Below are 14,635 nucleotides of genomic sequence, written 5' to 3'. Positions count from 1 at the left end.
AGTCAGTCATGAGTGAAATTATCTACGGTATCCATGCCGTCAAAGCTTTATTAGAGCGTGACCCACAGCGGTTCATGGAAGTTTATGTATTGAAAGGGCGGGAAGATCGCCGTTTAACTCCATTGTTGCAGGAGTTGGAAAGTATCGGTATCGCGGTACAACTTGCTAATCGCCAGTGGCTGGATGCCCAAACAGAAAGCGCTGTCCACCAAGGCATTATTGCGCGGGTTAAACCGGGGCGTCAGTATCAGGAAAACGATTTGCCTAACCTGTTATCTCAGTTGGATCGCCCATTTTTGTTAGTGCTGGATGGTGTCACTGATCCACATAACTTGGGTGCCTGCCTGCGTACTGCGGATGCTGCGGGTGTTGATGCCGTTATCGTTCCTCGCGACCGCTCGGCACAACTGAATGCGACAGCCAAAAAAGTCGCTTGTGGTGCCGCAGAAAACGTCCCCCTGATCCGTGTGACTAACCTTGCCCGTACCCTGCGCTTACTGCAAGAACACAATGTCTGGGTTGTCGGAACGGCGGGTGAAGCGACTCATGCGCTATATGAAAGCAAACTGACTGGCCCGATGGCTTTGGTCATGGGGGCGGAAGGTGAGGGCATGCGCCGACTGACCCGCGAGCATTGTGATGAACTGATTAGCATCCCAATGGCAGGTTCAGTCTCTTCCCTGAACGTATCGGTTGCAACAGGAATATGCCTGTTTGAAATCGTGCGACAGAGAAATACGCAGTAAAATCATTCTTTATTTATGATTGGATGATTTGAAAGAATAATAAATGCGTTTTTATTTACCCGTACCTTGAGTTTTTTGTATGGTGCGGGTATAGTGACGCGTCGATTTTTCAGCCGTATTAAACACGTTCCTTGCCTCCATGGGCCACGGCTGACCCTGACAGGAGGCTGAATAATCCGTAAGGAGCAATGCTAATGCGTAATTACGAAATCGTTTTTATGGTTCATCCTGACCAAAGCGAACAGGTTCCGGGCATGATCGAGCGTTACAGTGCGACTATCACTAACGCGCAAGGTCAGATTCATCGTCTGGAAGACTGGGGTCGTCGTCAACTGGCTTACCCAATCAACAAACTGCACAAGGCTCACTACGTTCTGCTGAACGTTGAAGCGCCACAAGAAGCGATTGATGAGCTGGAAACTAACTTCCGCTTCAACGATGCCGTTATCCGCAGCATGGTTATGCGCGTTAAGCACGCAGTAACTGAAGCATCACCAATGGTTAAGGCTAAAGACGAACGTCGCGGCCGTGATCTGGTCTTGGAAGAAGGCCTGGTTGATGATGTTGATGAAGCTGGGGATTCTGAAGAGTAATCACCGTGACAACCAATCGTTTGGTGCTCTCTGGCACAGTGTGCAAGACACCGATACGAAGAGTCAGTCCATCCGGTATTCCACATTGTCAGTTTGTGCTTGAACATCGCTCACAACAGCAGGAAGCCGGATTCAGCAGGCAATCATGGTGCAGAATGCCCGTTATTGCCAGCGGACAGTTGTTACAGGAATATACTCACAGTATAACGGTCGGCAGTCGAATCACCGTTTCGGGGTTCATTAATTCCCATTATGGGCGTAATGGTCTTAGTAAACTGGTTCTTCATGCCGAGCAGATTGAATTGATAGATTCTGGAGACTAGCCAAATGGCACGTTATTTCCGTCGTCGCAAGTTCTGCCGCTTTACAGCGGAAGGCGTACAAGAGATCGATTATAAAGATATTGCTACGCTGAAAAACTACATTACCGAAAGTGGTAAAATTGTACCAAGCCGTATTACCGGTACCCGTGCAAAATACCAGCGTCAGCTCGCTCGTGCTATCAAGCGTGCTCGCTACCTGTCCCTGTTGCCATATACTGATCGCCATCAGTAATAGGCTCAGTCCATTCACGACTTTGAGAGGATAAGGTAATGCAAGTTATTCTGCTTGATAAAGTAGCGAACCTAGGTAGCCTGGGTGACCAAGTTAACGTTAAAGCGGGTTATGCCCGTAACTTCTTAGTACCACAGGGCAAAGCTGTTCCTGCAACTAAGAAAAACGTCGAATTTTTCGAAGCTCGCCGTGCTGAACTGGAAGCTAAACTGACTGACGTTCTGGCAGCAGCAGAAGCTCGTGCAGAGAAAATCAATGCACTGGGCGTTGTCACCGTCGCTTCTAAAGCGGGTGACGAAGGTAAACTGTTCGGTTCTATCGGTACTCGTGACATCGCTGATGCAGTTACTGCGGCTGGCGTTGAAGTATCTAAGAGCGAAGTTCGTCTGCCTAACGGCGTTCTGCGTACTGTTGGTGAGCACGAAGTTCACTTCCAAGTACACAGCGATGTATTCGCGAAATTGAACGTTAACATCGTTCCAGAAGCTTAATCCCTGATTAGGCTCACGAACATGTGATAAAAAACGCTGGCATCTGTCGGCGTTTTTTTGTTTTATGCCTCAAAATTATTTTCTCTTAAATGAATCATCATCTCTTAACGAGAATTCGGAGCTTATTTCTCTTATAGTTAAGCCCAAGCCACCATCGAACTTGATGATAGTTCAATTAAACCCTTTCACGCGTTTACCCGTCCAGACAGTGCTGTTATGCTTGAGTCTTCACCCATTTAATTACAGGTATTTTCATGACAAAACCTTCTTTTGAGTCTATTGAAGCACGAGCAAGTTACGGTATCGGCTTACAGGTTGGGCAACAATTACAGGAATCAGGTTTGCAGGGTCTGGAGCCAGAAGCACTGTTGGCAGGACTGTGTGATGTACTGGAAAGTCGCGCTCCTGCTATTCCTGTAGAAGAACTGCATCGTGCACTGCGTGAGATACATGAACGTGCTGATAGCGTTCGTCAGGAAAGCCAACAGGCGATGGCAGAAGAAGGCAAAAAATTTCTGGCAGAAAATGTTCAGCGTGAAGGCGTAAGCAGCACTGAATCTGGTTTGCAGTTTTCTGTCCTGACTCAAGGCGAGGGAACGATCCCTGCTCGTACTGATCGTGTTCGTGTTCACTATACTGGTCGTCTGATTGATGGCACTGTATTTGATAGTTCAGTACAACGTGGTACGCCAGCAGAATTTCCCGTTAGCGGCGTGATCCCGGGTTGGATTGAAGCCCTGACTCTGATGCCTGTGGGTTCTAAGTGGGAACTCTATATTCCTCACAATCTGGCTTATGGTGAGCGTGGTGCAGGTGCATCTATTCCTCCTTACAGCACTCTGATTTTTGAAGTTGAATTACTGGAAATCCTGTAACTGACTATCAGTAACTGACTATCAGTAAATGACTATCAGTAAATGACTATCAGTAAATGACTATCAGTAAAAATAATTAGTCAGATCTGTTTTTCCTGCAAATCCCTTGGCTTATCCGAGGGATTTTTTTTGAATTTTTATTCGCCTTTTTAAGTTCAACAAAAAACAGTGATTGAAATAACATCTATATCAAACAACGACTGAACGGGTTACGCTCTGAGTTTTACTTTTGTAAAATATTTAAATATAGTTATACTTAAGTATAACATAAGCGAGGGGAGAGACAGACATGACTGCTGTTGTCATTCGCCAATCTGGCGGTGCTAACATTGTTAGCATTCCAAAGGCCATAGTGAAAACACTTAATCTGCATACTGGCTCAAAGCTAGAGCTATCTATTCAGGATAACAAAATTGTACTCACTCCAGTCGAAGAAGAGTTGACGCTGGAATCGCTGTTAGCAGGAAGCCCTAAAGAATGTTTCAGAGTCACAGATGAGGATAGAGAGTGGCTTGAGGCTAATCCTGTTGGTAAGGAAGTGATTTGATGTATATACCAGACAAAGGTGACATTGTTTCATTAAACTTTGATCCGAGTGCAGGAAAGGAAATCATGAAACGCCGTCCTGCATTCGTTATATCTCGTAAAATGTTTAACGAGCACACTGGATTTGCTGTTGTAGTTCCAATCACGAGTACAGCGAGAGGAATGAAGCTAGAAGTTGTCTTACCCGAAGAAGTATCTGTTCAAGGCTCAATTCTCATTCATCAGGTAAAATCCTTAGATTTTTCGGAGCGTCAGGTCAAATTTATTGAGAAAGCGCCTCAATATATTATTGATAGAGTGACTGAGCTAACTAAGGCCATCATCTTATAGATAGATATGCGAAAACAATAAAATACTCGCTATTTCAGTAAAAAATGCGTTAAAAATGTAGCTATCAAATGTTATACCCAAAATAATTTTCAATTTGTCACACTGCTGACAAAGCAGTGATTTGAAATTGCCGAAGGGAATAGCTGAACAGTGAATGCAGAGGTGTATTATGCTACAACAGATCTGCCAATTGGCACGTGAAGCAGGGGCTGCGATCATGGAGGTCTATCAGGCTGAGCAACCGTTGCAAGTAGAGCACAAGACGGATGATTCACCGGTTACCGCTGCGGATATTGCCGCCCATCAGGTTATTAAAGCCGGATTATTGCGTATTGCGCCTGATATTCCGTTGCTATCAGAAGAAGATCCGCCCACATGGGAAGAACGGCAAAACTGGCAGCGTTACTGGCTGGTTGACCCATTGGATGGCACGAAAGAGTTTATCCGTCGAAATGGCGAGTTTACCGTTAATATCGCATTGATTGAAGATGGTATACCTGTGATGGGAGTTGTTTATGTCCCGGTGCAGAATGTTCTGTATTCAGGGCAAGGCCATCAGGCACGCAAGGAAGCCAATGGACAAATTCTTCCCATTAAAGTTACTCCTGCGAAGCCACCCGTCGTCGTCGTCAGCCGGTCTCACCGGGATGATGAGGAATTACAAGATTATCTTGCTCAGTTAGGCGTTCACGATACGCTTTCGGTAGGATCTTCACTTAAGTTTTGTATGGTGGCAGAAGGAAAAGCCCAGCTTTATCCTCGTTTCGGACCAACCAATATTTGGGATACTGGTGCGGGTCATGCTGTTGCGATTGCCGCAGGCGCACATGTTACCGACTGGGAAGGGAAGACACTGAATTACTCGCCGCGTGAATCTTTCCTGAACCCGGGATTTAGGGTCAGTATTTTTTAATGTCTAAGTGATAATGGTTCACTATTTTGGAACCATTATCACTGAACGCTAAATTTCAGTTATTTTTTCAATTCTTCTTCAATGATACTGATAACGTGTGCGATCTCTTCACTGCTTAACTTGCCATCTTTGACAAATTTCACGTTACCCTTTTTATCCAGCACAATGATTGCTGAGCTTTTGGGCTCCAGTCCCCAGGCTTTTTTAGCCACTCCGTTACTGTCGACAATAAATTGTGACCATGGAAACTGTTGTTTGCTATCTTCGAGGCTGTTGCGAACGAAGACGCTGGTGCCAAAAATAGCATCATCGGTATTCACGATGCTGGTAGTCTGATATTTATCCTTAGGTAAATCAGCGTGTTTCAGTGCCTGAATTAAAAGATCATTCATCTCTTTAGCGGAACTACGGCCAGCGATATGCTGGATAGTCCGCACTTTTCCCGGAAGTTCAGCGCTGCTCCAGTTTTGGTAGCTGAACTTACCATCATTGAGTAACAGCTCACCTTTATCAGTCACACTAACTACAGAGACGGGTTGTCCCAATGTGATGTTATGTGCGAATGCGAATATCGGCATGAAGCTCAACATTATAGATAACGCAATGTTTTTTATCATATTTATTCCTTATTTGTCATGGTGTGGAATGTTATCAGGGAACTTCTCATTCAGCATAGCGCTTGTTAACTGGTCTGTCCTCGATGAATTAAACAATTTGATAACATTTAGAATAAATATTAAGTTAACAAAGAATTTTATATAAAATAATACTTTTATATTTCATCATGTTAAGAAAAACCAGTGATTACTCCTTGGTGGCAGGGAACAAATTTCCACATATGTAGTCTATACCTATTGCATAACAGTGATGTGCGGTTTGATTCACTAATTATGTGATGTAATAGAATGGTATCGTAAGAAGCATGGGAGGAAAAAATAGAGATGAAAATCTTTCACCATTATAACCCACTGAAAATTGCTCTCTACGTGAAAACCCTATTTCGTGGGCGCTTATACATAAAAGATATGGGGGCTTTTGAATTTAACTATGGGAAAATCTTACTTCCGAAGGTAAAAGACAAACGTCATTTCCATGTAATGAGTGAAGTTAATCAGCAAGTATTGCGCTTACAGACCGAAATGGGGTGAATGGCTCATTCACTGATAGATATGTGCCGTTATCGATAGCACATCATTAGTATAATCAACGGCCTTTCGGCCGTTTTTTGATCGGATTATTCACTTTTCAATATGCATCTTTGTTAGCTGCATATTGAAACAGAATGGATATAACTCGTTATTCTTACACTTCATACTGCTGATCGGTGCTGGATTGATTGGGTTGTGCGATGGTATCGACAACTTTTGTCACCAATAATTGATCGATTTTGTAATTATCAATATCCACGACTTCAAACTTATAGCCACTGAATTTCACAAAATCTGTGCGTTTCGGGATTTTCCGCAGACGGAACATCATAAAGCCAGCGATAGTTTCGTAATGACTTGAGTCCGGAAAATCATCGATATCCAATGCTCGCATAACATCTTCAATCGGTGTGCCGCCTTCAACCAGCCATGAATTTTCATCACGGACAACAATTTGTTGTTCTTCCTGCCCCTGACCAATTAAATCGCCCATTAAAGTCGTCATGACGTCATTCAGGGTAATAATACCCATCACCAAAGCGTATTCGTTCAGAATTACCGCGAAATCTTCACCTGTCGCTTTGAAACTTTCTAATGTGTCAGAAAGTGAAAGCGTATCCGGGATCATCAATGCATTGCAGATCTGGACACCGTCTTTCAGATTGAGGCTTTGACCACTCAGTACACGGTTAAGTAAATCCTTCGAATCCACATAACCGATGACATGATCGATGTCGCCATCACAAACAAGAAATTTTGAGTGGGGATGGGTGGAGATTTTTTCTTTGATATTGTTTTCGTCTTCATTTTTGTCAAAGTACACCACGCTTTCGCGGGAGGTCATGGCTGAAGGGACGGTCCGGGAATCCAGTTCAAAGACATTTTCGATCAACTCATGCTCTTGTTTACGCAATATACCTGCGATAGCGCCTGCTTCGACGACCGCATAAATATCATCGGAGGTAATATCTTCATTTCTCGCCATCGGTATTTTAAAGATCTTGAAGATGTAGTCAGCGAGGCCATTGAACAACCAGACCAATGGGCGGCTTATTGTCAGACAAAAACGCATTGGATTGACAATTCTCACGGCAACAGCTTCAGGTTTAATCATACCAATGCGTTTAGGGGTTAAATCAGCAAGCAGGATAAAGAAACTAGTAACAATGATGAAAGAGCAGATAAAACCCAATTGTTCGGCCCATTCCGGGCTCATAAATCTCAGGAATAAGGTTTTCAAGGCTGGGGAAAATGTGGATTCGCCCACAATCCCTGCAAGGATTGCCACGGCATTCAGGCCAATTTGGACAATAGTAAAGAATTTGCCGGGCGTTTCTTGCAGTTTAAGGACATGGGCGGCATTGAGGTTTCCTTCATCGACCATGAGCTTTAATTTAATTCTTCTTGAAGCGGCGAGAGAAATTTCTGATAACGAAAAGAATGCACTGATGGCACACAGCAAAAGTATCACTAATAAACTATTTAACATAAAGTATCCGTGTCTTATCTCCAGCGATAGGGTAGGATTTATTTGAATAACACTGGAGGCGAGATAAAAAATTATACAAATAAAAAATATTCCGGCGGTATGCCGTAAAATAAATAAATCTATACTTTTTAGGTATAGCCCAATGATTATAACATTGGGCTAACTGAACCGGCTAGTTTCTGTGCGTTGGAGGGAAACAGATCCCCATTCCCCCTAGTCCACAATATCCTTCAGGGTTTTTGTCGAGATATTGCTGATGATAATCTTCGGCAAAATAGAATGGCCCGGCTTCGCGGATTTCTGTCGTGATTGTGCGTTGATCACCGTTTTGAACCATGGCTTGCTGGAATTGCTCGCGACTGATCAGTGCCTGATCAAGTTGTTGTGGTGAAACGGTATAAAGGGCGGAGCGATATTGTGTACCGATATCGCCGTGCTGACGCATGCCTTGGGCCGGATCGTGATTTTCCCAGAACAGCGTCAATAATTGTGGATAAGTGATTTTGGTTGGATCAAAGACAATCCTGACGATTTCGGCATGTCCGGTTGAGCCGGTACAAACTTCTTCATAAGTCGGATTGGGTGTCATACCACCGCTGTAACCCACTGATGTCGTGTAAATACCTTCCTGTTGCCAGAAAAGGCGCTCAACGCCCCAGAAGCAGCCCATTCCGACATAGGCGATTTCCATATTTTCTGGGATGTTATCTATCGCGTGCTGTGTAATGACATGGTAGGGTGATACAGTTATCGGAGTAGCCCTACCAGCTAAGGTTTCCTGTGAGGAAACATGTTGGCGTTCATTGGCTGAGTTTGGCAAGATTTTCTCCCTTTATTCACGAATTTTATGGTTATGTGCTGCTTGTATATCTTTAAAACTTTACCAGAATTAATTTATTGCGGCATTTTTATATTGTTTGAATCTACCCTACAGATAGATAAATATTAGGAGTCCGAGTGTCACGATATCCTTTCATATGTGCGCTTTTTGTATTTATCGCAACTCCGTCGGCTTATAGTGCTAATTTACGTTTGAAAGTTGAAGGACTTTCTGGCGAGTTGGAAAAAAATGCCAGAGTACAACTTTCAAATATCAGCACCGATGAAGTTTCCCCTGATGGCCGTTTTCGGTCACGAGTGGAGAAAGCGATACGAGAAGGGCTTCGTCCACTGGGATATTATGCTCCCACCGTTGAGTTTACCTATCAAGAAAATACTCCGCCTGCCCGCCCTGTTTTAACTGCAAAGGTCACGCTTGGTGAACCTGTGCGAGTCGCTGAAGTGAATGTTGATTTAGCAGGGGGAGCGAAAACAGATCAAGATTATGCTGCCCTCATTAAAAAAAATATGCCGAAAGAAGGGGCAATCCTTAATCACGGAGAGTATGAGGATTTTAAGGGAGCGTTTACTAATCTGGCCGTCAAAAAAGGTTATTTTGATGCGGCGATGAAGAAAAGCGAATTGGGTGTATCAAAAGAGCAGCACAAATCCATTTGGGATTTCGATTTTGACAGCGGGCAGCGTTATCGTTTTGGTCCTGTAATATTTCATGGTTCGCAAATCCGTGAAACTTATCTGGATAACCTTATTCCTTTCAAACAGGGTGAATATTACACCTCGGAACAGTTAGCCGAGTTTAACCGTCGGTTGGTGGATACTGGCTGGTTCAATTCTGCGGTTGTTGTACCGGATTTTAAAACAGGGCGCGAAAGTCAGGATAAATTACTGCCGCTGGATGCGTCCTTAGTCCCGCGTTCTGCAAATTATGTTGAATTGGGGGGCGGTTATGCAACGGATGTGGGTCCCCATGTTAAGGCAAAATGGAAAAAACCCTGGCTCAATTCCCGTGGACATAGCTTGGGTACCAGTATTAACGTCTCTTCACGAGAACAGATCATTGATGCATCCTACAAGATGCCGCTTAAAGCCAATCCACTCGAAGAATATTATGAACTGCAAACGGGTTATAAGCGTAAAGATATTAACGATACTATTTCGGACACCGCAACGCTGAACTTTGCCCGTAACTGGGATCGTTCCACGGGCTGGCAGTATGGGGTCAATATGCGCTGGAGTCTCAGCCACTTTACGCAGGCTAACGTAACAAATACCACCATGCTGCTTTATCCGGGCGCAAATCTCAGTCGCATTCGCCAGCGTGGCGGGACGATGCCCTATTGGGGAGATAGCCAGCGTTATTCGATTGATATTTCTGACACGACATGGCACTCCGATGTGGATTTTCTTGTGTTACAGGCCCATCACGTCTGGATAAGAACTTATCAGGATAAGCACCGTTTTGTGACACGTGCGGATTTCGGCTGGATAGAAACGAATGAATTCAACAAAGTACCCCCGGATCTTCGCTTTTTTGCCGGGGGGGATCGCAGCATCCGTGGTTATCAATATCAGAAAGTTTCACCCACAGACAGTAAAGGCAAATTAACCGGGGCATCAAAGTTGGCCGTCGGTTCGCTGGAATATCAATACAATATTTATGGTAACTGGTGGAGTGCGTTGTTTGTTGATTCAGGTGAAGCTGTGCTTGACATTAAAAGAAGTAATTTCAAAACAGGCGCGGGAATTGGTGTGCGCTGGGCTTCACCTGTCGGGCCGATAAAATTTGATTTGGCGACGCCAATCGGAGATCCGGATAGTCATAATGTTGAATTTTATATCGGGTTAGGGGCTGAACTATGAAGTGGGTAAAAAGGATCAGTATTACTTTCCTGCTGATTGTTGGCCTGTTATTGATGACGATGGTAGGATTGGTTGGGACACAAAGTGGTCTGCATTTCATGATTAACAGTGCGGCACGTTGGGTTCCCGGATTGGACATTGCCAGTGTCAGCGGAGGTTGGCGCGATCTAACGCTCAAAGGCGTGAAATATCAGATGCCGGGCGTCAATGTCAGCGCTGATAATTTATACCTGTCGTTACGGCTGTCTTGTCTGAAGGATAGTCATCTGTGTGTCAACGCATTGACGACTGAAGGTGTCACTGTTTCTGTGAATACGGCTGAACTCCCGCCTTCGGAACCGTCTCCTCCATCAAAGCCATTGACCGAATTGAAGACACCGTATCCTATCTCACTGGATTTGCTTTCTTTGAAAAATATCCACGTCAAAGTGGATGATATTGTCATTGCATTGGATGAGTTTAAGACAGGTGCTCAGTGGCAGGAAAAACAGTTAGTGTTAAAACCGACTGAAATCAGTCAATTATTGGTCGCACTGCCAAAATCCTCTTCTGAACCCATCGTCACGGTAGAAAAAGCACAACAGAGTGAATCTGAGAAATTAATGCCTGAGAAACCAATACCTGAGAGATCAATGCCTGAGAAATCATTGGGCGAAACCTTGAAGGCGTTGTTTGCCAAACCGCTGTTAGCAGAATTGCCTGATATCCCGATCCCCCTTGATATCACGGTAGAAAGTATTCATGGCCGTCAGCTTCGTCTGACCGGGGATACTGACATCACGATCAATGACCTTCGTTTACAGGCCAGTAATCAGGGGCAGCAAATTGATGTAAAAAACCTGAACATGCAAACACCTGAAGGTTCAGTTGCGATTCAGGGGACGGCAAAAATGTCAGAACAGTGGCCGGTCAAGCTGGCAATTAAAGGCCATGCCGATAATTTAACTCATCTGAATCTGAACGAACTGACCGGGCAAAAAATCGATTTAATGCTGGATGGCGCTTTATTGAAGCAGCTTAATCTCACATTGAATCTTTCCGGGCCTGTTACGGCGAGTCTGGATGCGCAGACTGAACTGGCAAAGGCGGGTTTGCCTGTGCGCCTGACGCTGGAAAGTAAGCAACTCCAGTGGCCATTAACAGGTAAACCGGAATACCAACTGGATGGCGTCAAGCTGCGCCTGAATGGCCAAGCCAGTCATTACGATTTATCCCTTCGCTCTGGCATTAAGGGCAATGAAATTCCTCCGGCTTTATTAACCTTGGATGCTGAAGGCAATGAAGAATTGCTTAGGCTGACCCGCCTGCGTTTGGCTGCATTACAAGGCAAGGCCGATGTCACCGGCGTTGTGGATTGGAGTAAGGCGATTAGCTGGAATGCCAAGTTGATTTTGGATGGCATCAATACAGTCGAACAGTGGCCGGAATGGCCTGCCAGAATGGAAGGTAAAATAGCGGTGCGTGGCAGCTTGTATGGTGGAAGCTGGCAGCTCCAGATCCCTGAGATTGACCTTCATGGTCATGTGAAGCAGAACATCATCAAAGCGTATGGCAAGGCATCGGGGAATGCGGCCGGGCAGTGGGATATTCCTCAATTTGATCTGTCTTTCGGGCGTAATACCTTAAATGTTCAAGGGCGGCTGACGGACGAAGCATGGCGATTGGATGGTGAAATTAATGCGCCACAATTAAATGGATTACTTCCGGGGTTAGCCGGTCTGATGACGGGTCATGTCAAACTGCGCGGTAATATGAAAGCCCCCCAAATTGAGGCAGATTTGGATGCCCGTGGTGTGCGCTGGCAGGACGAGCTTCGGGTGGATAGCGCCATCATTAAGGGCGATGTACGTTCGGCGGAACAGATCCAAGGCCAGCTATCGGTGGTTGTTCATCAGTTAAAGCAGGCGGATTTAACCATCAAAAATCTGGTGCTTAATGCGAAGGGCACCGAAAAACAACATGATTTGCAATTGAAAATTGAAGGTGATCCGGTTTCAGGCGAACTGGCGCTGAATGGCAGTTTTGATCGTCAGCAGGAGCGCTGGAAAGGAAATATCAATAATACTCACTTTGATACGCCGGTCGGTGAATGGCGTTTAAGCAAGGCGATAGCTGTCGATTATCAGAACTTACAACAGAAAGTCACGATTGGCGCTCACTGCTGGCTTAATCCCAACGCGCATATCTGTATTTCAAAACCGATTGATGCAGGAAGTAGCGGCCATGCCCAAGTTGCACTTGAACGCTTTGATTTAACCATGATCCAGCCCTTCCTTGATAAAAGTACTCAGCTCAAGGGAGTATTCAGTGGTAATGCGGATATCAAATGGACAGCAGATCAAGGATTGCCGCAGGCAAAAATTGCCTTGCAAGGAAATGGTGTTCGGGTTCGTCAGGTTATAGATGGCATTATCCTGCCGGTTGATTTTGAAACACTCACTTTAAATGCCGGGCTGGCTAACGGTAAGGCCAGTCTGGCATGGCTGTTCAAACTGGCCGGTAACGGGCAGTTGAATGGTAATGTTCAGGTGGCTGATTTAGAAGGTAGCCGTAAATTATCGGGGAATATAGATCTTCAGGCACTTTCCCTGAATCTGATTAAACCTGTTTTGGATAAAGGTGAAAAAGCGGAAGGAGGTGTGAATGCGAATTTACGTCTCGGGGGAAATGTCAAAAATCCGCAGTTATTCGGTTTACTTAAAGCTGATAACCTGCAAATGGTCAGCCATTGGCTGCCATTTGATATTTCTCAGGGTCAGTTGGCTGTCCACTTTGATGGTGCCCGTTCTGATTTAAACGGGATGATCAAAACCCCTAAGGGGCAGCTAAATCTGAATGGCCGTGCTGATTGGCGTAATCTGGATGCCTGGTATGCCAGGATCGCCGCCAATGGCGACAAATTACGTGTCACTGTACCGCCAATGGTAAAAGTTGATGTCAGCCCGGATCTGATACTGGAAGCAACGCCGGATTTACTGAAACTCAATGGTAATGTGGATATTCCGTGGGCACGCATTACGGTTCAGGAATTGCCGGAATCAGCGGTAGGTGTTTCTTCTGATGAAGTTATGCTGGATAAGAACTTACAACCGATAGAGAAGAAAAAATCGTCCATTCAAATCCAAAGTAACTTAAATATTCATATTGGTAATGATGTGCGCTTGAGTGCTTTCGGTTTGACGGCCCAGCTTAAAGGTGCGTTGAAAGTCCTTCAGGATCAACAAGGATTGGGTCTGAATGGTCAAATTGATATTCCAGAGGGACGTTTCCATGCTTATGGTCAAGACTTGCAGGTGCGCAGGGGGACGATCATGTTCTCAGGCCCGCCAGATCAGCCATTGTTGAACATTGAAGCGATTCGTAATCCAGAATCAACGGCGAATGGTGTTATCGCGGGCGTAAGAGTAACCGGCTTAGCGGATAAACCCAAAGTAGAAGTTTTCTCTGATCCGGCCAAATCACAGCAGGAAGCGCTGTCTTACCTGCTGCGTGGACAAGGTTTGGAAAAAGGAGACTCTGACAACTCCCAGATGACAGCCATGCTGATAGGTTTGGGTGTTGCCCAGAGTGGTCAGTTGGTCGGCAAGATCGGAGAAACTTTTGGTGTCTCTGATCTGGCTTTGGATACTCAGGGTGTTGGTGATAAATCTCAGGTCGTCGTCAGCGGCAGGATTACCAACGACTTACAAGTGAAATATGGCGTTGGTATTTTTGATTCTTTGGCGACGCTGACTTTACGTTACCGAGTTATGCCAAGATTGTATCTGGAAGCAGTATCTGGTATTGATCAGGCTTTAGATCTGCTCTATGAGTTTGAGTTTTAAAAATGCGAGTTATTGTTTATGGTAGCCTGAGGCGCAAACAAGGTAATCATCACTGGATGACGGATGCCCAACTGTTAGGGGAACACAGGTTGGAAGGTTATGAGATTTATGACCTTGGGCATTATCCGGCGGTTATCCGTGGTGAAGGGGTGATCGAATGTGAAGTGTATCGCATTACGACATCTATCCTGACAGAACTGGATGCATTGAAAAAAAATGCTCAGGAATACCACAGGGAACTAATTGAAACACCTTACGGCAAGGCATGGATTTACCTCTATAAATTGCCTGTTGAGGGATTGCATCGGATAACAAGTGGTGACTGGCTTAAGCGCCACGGAGAAGAATAAAAGGGCAGCGATTTGCTGTTGGCTAATAAAATCGAAAGCTATGTGCAATGAAAAACCTCTGTCCTGATAAGGAGA

16 protein-coding genes are annotated in these 14,635 nt (G+C 45.0%); 13 read left to right on the top strand and 3 right to left on the bottom strand.

Annotated features, from left to right (window positions below; all coding sequences use genetic code 11):
• Positions 1-8: 8 nt before the first annotated feature.
• From rlmB to cysQ, 9 genes are all read left to right on the top strand, one after another.
• Positions 9-746: a 23S rRNA (guanosine(2251)-2'-O)-methyltransferase RlmB gene (gene rlmB, locus FE394_RS11990; RefSeq protein ID WP_319926618.1), complete on the top strand. Its 738-nt coding sequence runs from the start codon at positions 9-11 to the stop codon at positions 744-746.
• 194 nt (positions 747-940) lie between these two features.
• On the top strand, positions 941-1,339 hold the full coding sequence (rpsF, locus tag FE394_RS11985; RefSeq protein ID WP_319926617.1) for a 30S ribosomal protein S6: 399 nt from the start codon (positions 941-943) through the stop codon (positions 1,337-1,339).
• A 5-nt stretch (positions 1,340-1,344) separates the two neighbouring features.
• A complete protein-coding gene (priB, locus tag FE394_RS11980; protein ID WP_065814087.1) occupies positions 1,345-1,662 on the top strand; it encodes a primosomal replication protein N in 318 nt (105 codons plus the stop codon).
• 4 nt (positions 1,663-1,666) lie between these two features.
• Positions 1,667-1,894 (top strand): 30S ribosomal protein S18, encoded by a 228-nt coding sequence (gene rpsR / locus FE394_RS11975; protein WP_000135199.1) that lies wholly within the window; start codon positions 1,667-1,669, stop codon positions 1,892-1,894.
• 38 nt (positions 1,895-1,932) lie between these two features.
• Positions 1,933-2,385: a 50S ribosomal protein L9 gene (gene rplI, locus FE394_RS11970; RefSeq protein WP_319926616.1), complete on the top strand. Its 453-nt coding sequence runs from the start codon at positions 1,933-1,935 to the stop codon at positions 2,383-2,385.
• Positions 2,386-2,639: 254 nt separating this feature from the next.
• Positions 2,640-3,260: a BamJ family beta-barrel-assembly machinery protein gene (locus FE394_RS11965; RefSeq protein ID WP_319926615.1), complete on the top strand. Its 621-nt coding sequence runs from the start codon at positions 2,640-2,642 to the stop codon at positions 3,258-3,260.
• A gap of 289 nt (positions 3,261-3,549) precedes the next feature.
• Positions 3,550-3,807, top strand: a complete 258-nt coding sequence (locus FE394_RS11960) for an AbrB/MazE/SpoVT family DNA-binding domain-containing protein (RefSeq protein ID WP_010845238.1) — start codon at positions 3,550-3,552, stop codon at positions 3,805-3,807.
• Complete coding sequence (locus tag FE394_RS11955; protein WP_319926614.1) at positions 3,807-4,136, top strand: type II toxin-antitoxin system PemK/MazF family toxin; 330 nt, start codon at positions 3,807-3,809, stop codon at positions 4,134-4,136. Before FE394_RS11960 ends, FE394_RS11955 begins: the two co-directional genes overlap by 1 nt.
• 169 nt (positions 4,137-4,305) lie before the next feature.
• Positions 4,306-5,049 (top strand): 3'(2'),5'-bisphosphate nucleotidase CysQ, encoded by a 744-nt coding sequence (cysQ, locus tag FE394_RS11950; RefSeq protein ID WP_319926613.1) that lies wholly within the window; start codon positions 4,306-4,308, stop codon positions 5,047-5,049.
• Between the two features lie 59 nt (positions 5,050-5,108).
• Here cysQ and FE394_RS11945 read toward each other — a convergent pair whose 3' ends face one another.
• Positions 5,109-5,666, bottom strand: coding sequence for a YtfJ family protein (locus FE394_RS11945; RefSeq protein WP_319926612.1), 558 nt, complete (start codon positions 5,664-5,666; stop codon positions 5,109-5,111).
• A gap of 324 nt (positions 5,667-5,990) precedes the next feature.
• Here FE394_RS11945 and FE394_RS11940 point away from each other — a divergent pair, with 324 nt between their 5' ends.
• Positions 5,991-6,197 (top strand): DUF1107 domain-containing protein, encoded by a 207-nt coding sequence (locus FE394_RS11940; RefSeq protein ID WP_319926611.1) that lies wholly within the window; start codon positions 5,991-5,993, stop codon positions 6,195-6,197.
• Between the two features lie 154 nt (positions 6,198-6,351).
• On the opposite strand, the gene paeA is transcribed toward FE394_RS11940, so the two are convergent.
• Together paeA and msrA are read right to left on the bottom strand one after the other, a co-directional pair.
• Positions 6,352-7,686 (bottom strand): polyamine export protein PaeA, encoded by a 1,335-nt coding sequence (paeA, locus tag FE394_RS11935; RefSeq protein WP_319926610.1) that lies wholly within the window; start codon positions 7,684-7,686, stop codon positions 6,352-6,354.
• A gap of 172 nt (positions 7,687-7,858) precedes the next feature.
• Complete coding sequence (msrA, locus tag FE394_RS11930; RefSeq protein ID WP_319926609.1) at positions 7,859-8,506, bottom strand: peptide-methionine (S)-S-oxide reductase MsrA; 648 nt, start codon at positions 8,504-8,506, stop codon at positions 7,859-7,861.
• Between the two features lie 137 nt (positions 8,507-8,643).
• Here msrA and tamA point away from each other — a divergent pair, with 137 nt between their 5' ends.
• Genes tamA through FE394_RS11915 form a run of 3 tightly spaced genes read left to right on the top strand, consistent with a single transcriptional unit; the run spans position 8,644 to position 14,560 of the window.
• Positions 8,644-10,386, top strand: coding sequence for an autotransporter assembly complex protein TamA (gene tamA, locus FE394_RS11925; RefSeq protein WP_319926608.1), 1,743 nt, complete (start codon positions 8,644-8,646; stop codon positions 10,384-10,386).
• Complete coding sequence (gene tamB / locus FE394_RS11920; protein ID WP_319926607.1) at positions 10,383-14,210, top strand: autotransporter assembly complex protein TamB; 3,828 nt, start codon at positions 10,383-10,385, stop codon at positions 14,208-14,210. Before tamA ends, tamB begins: the two co-directional genes overlap by 4 nt.
• A gap of 2 nt (positions 14,211-14,212) precedes the next feature.
• Complete coding sequence (locus tag FE394_RS11915; protein ID WP_319926606.1) at positions 14,213-14,560, top strand: gamma-glutamylcyclotransferase family protein; 348 nt, start codon at positions 14,213-14,215, stop codon at positions 14,558-14,560.
• Positions 14,561-14,635: the final 75 nt, after the last annotated feature.

It is taken from the genome of Xenorhabdus littoralis, assembly GCF_033949345.1.
In the GTDB taxonomy this organism is placed as follows: Bacteria; Pseudomonadota; Gammaproteobacteria; order Enterobacterales; family Enterobacteriaceae; genus Xenorhabdus; species Xenorhabdus littoralis.
The sequence above is the reverse complement of the archived record's forward strand: the minus strand, read 5'-3'. Positions and strand labels throughout refer to the sequence as shown.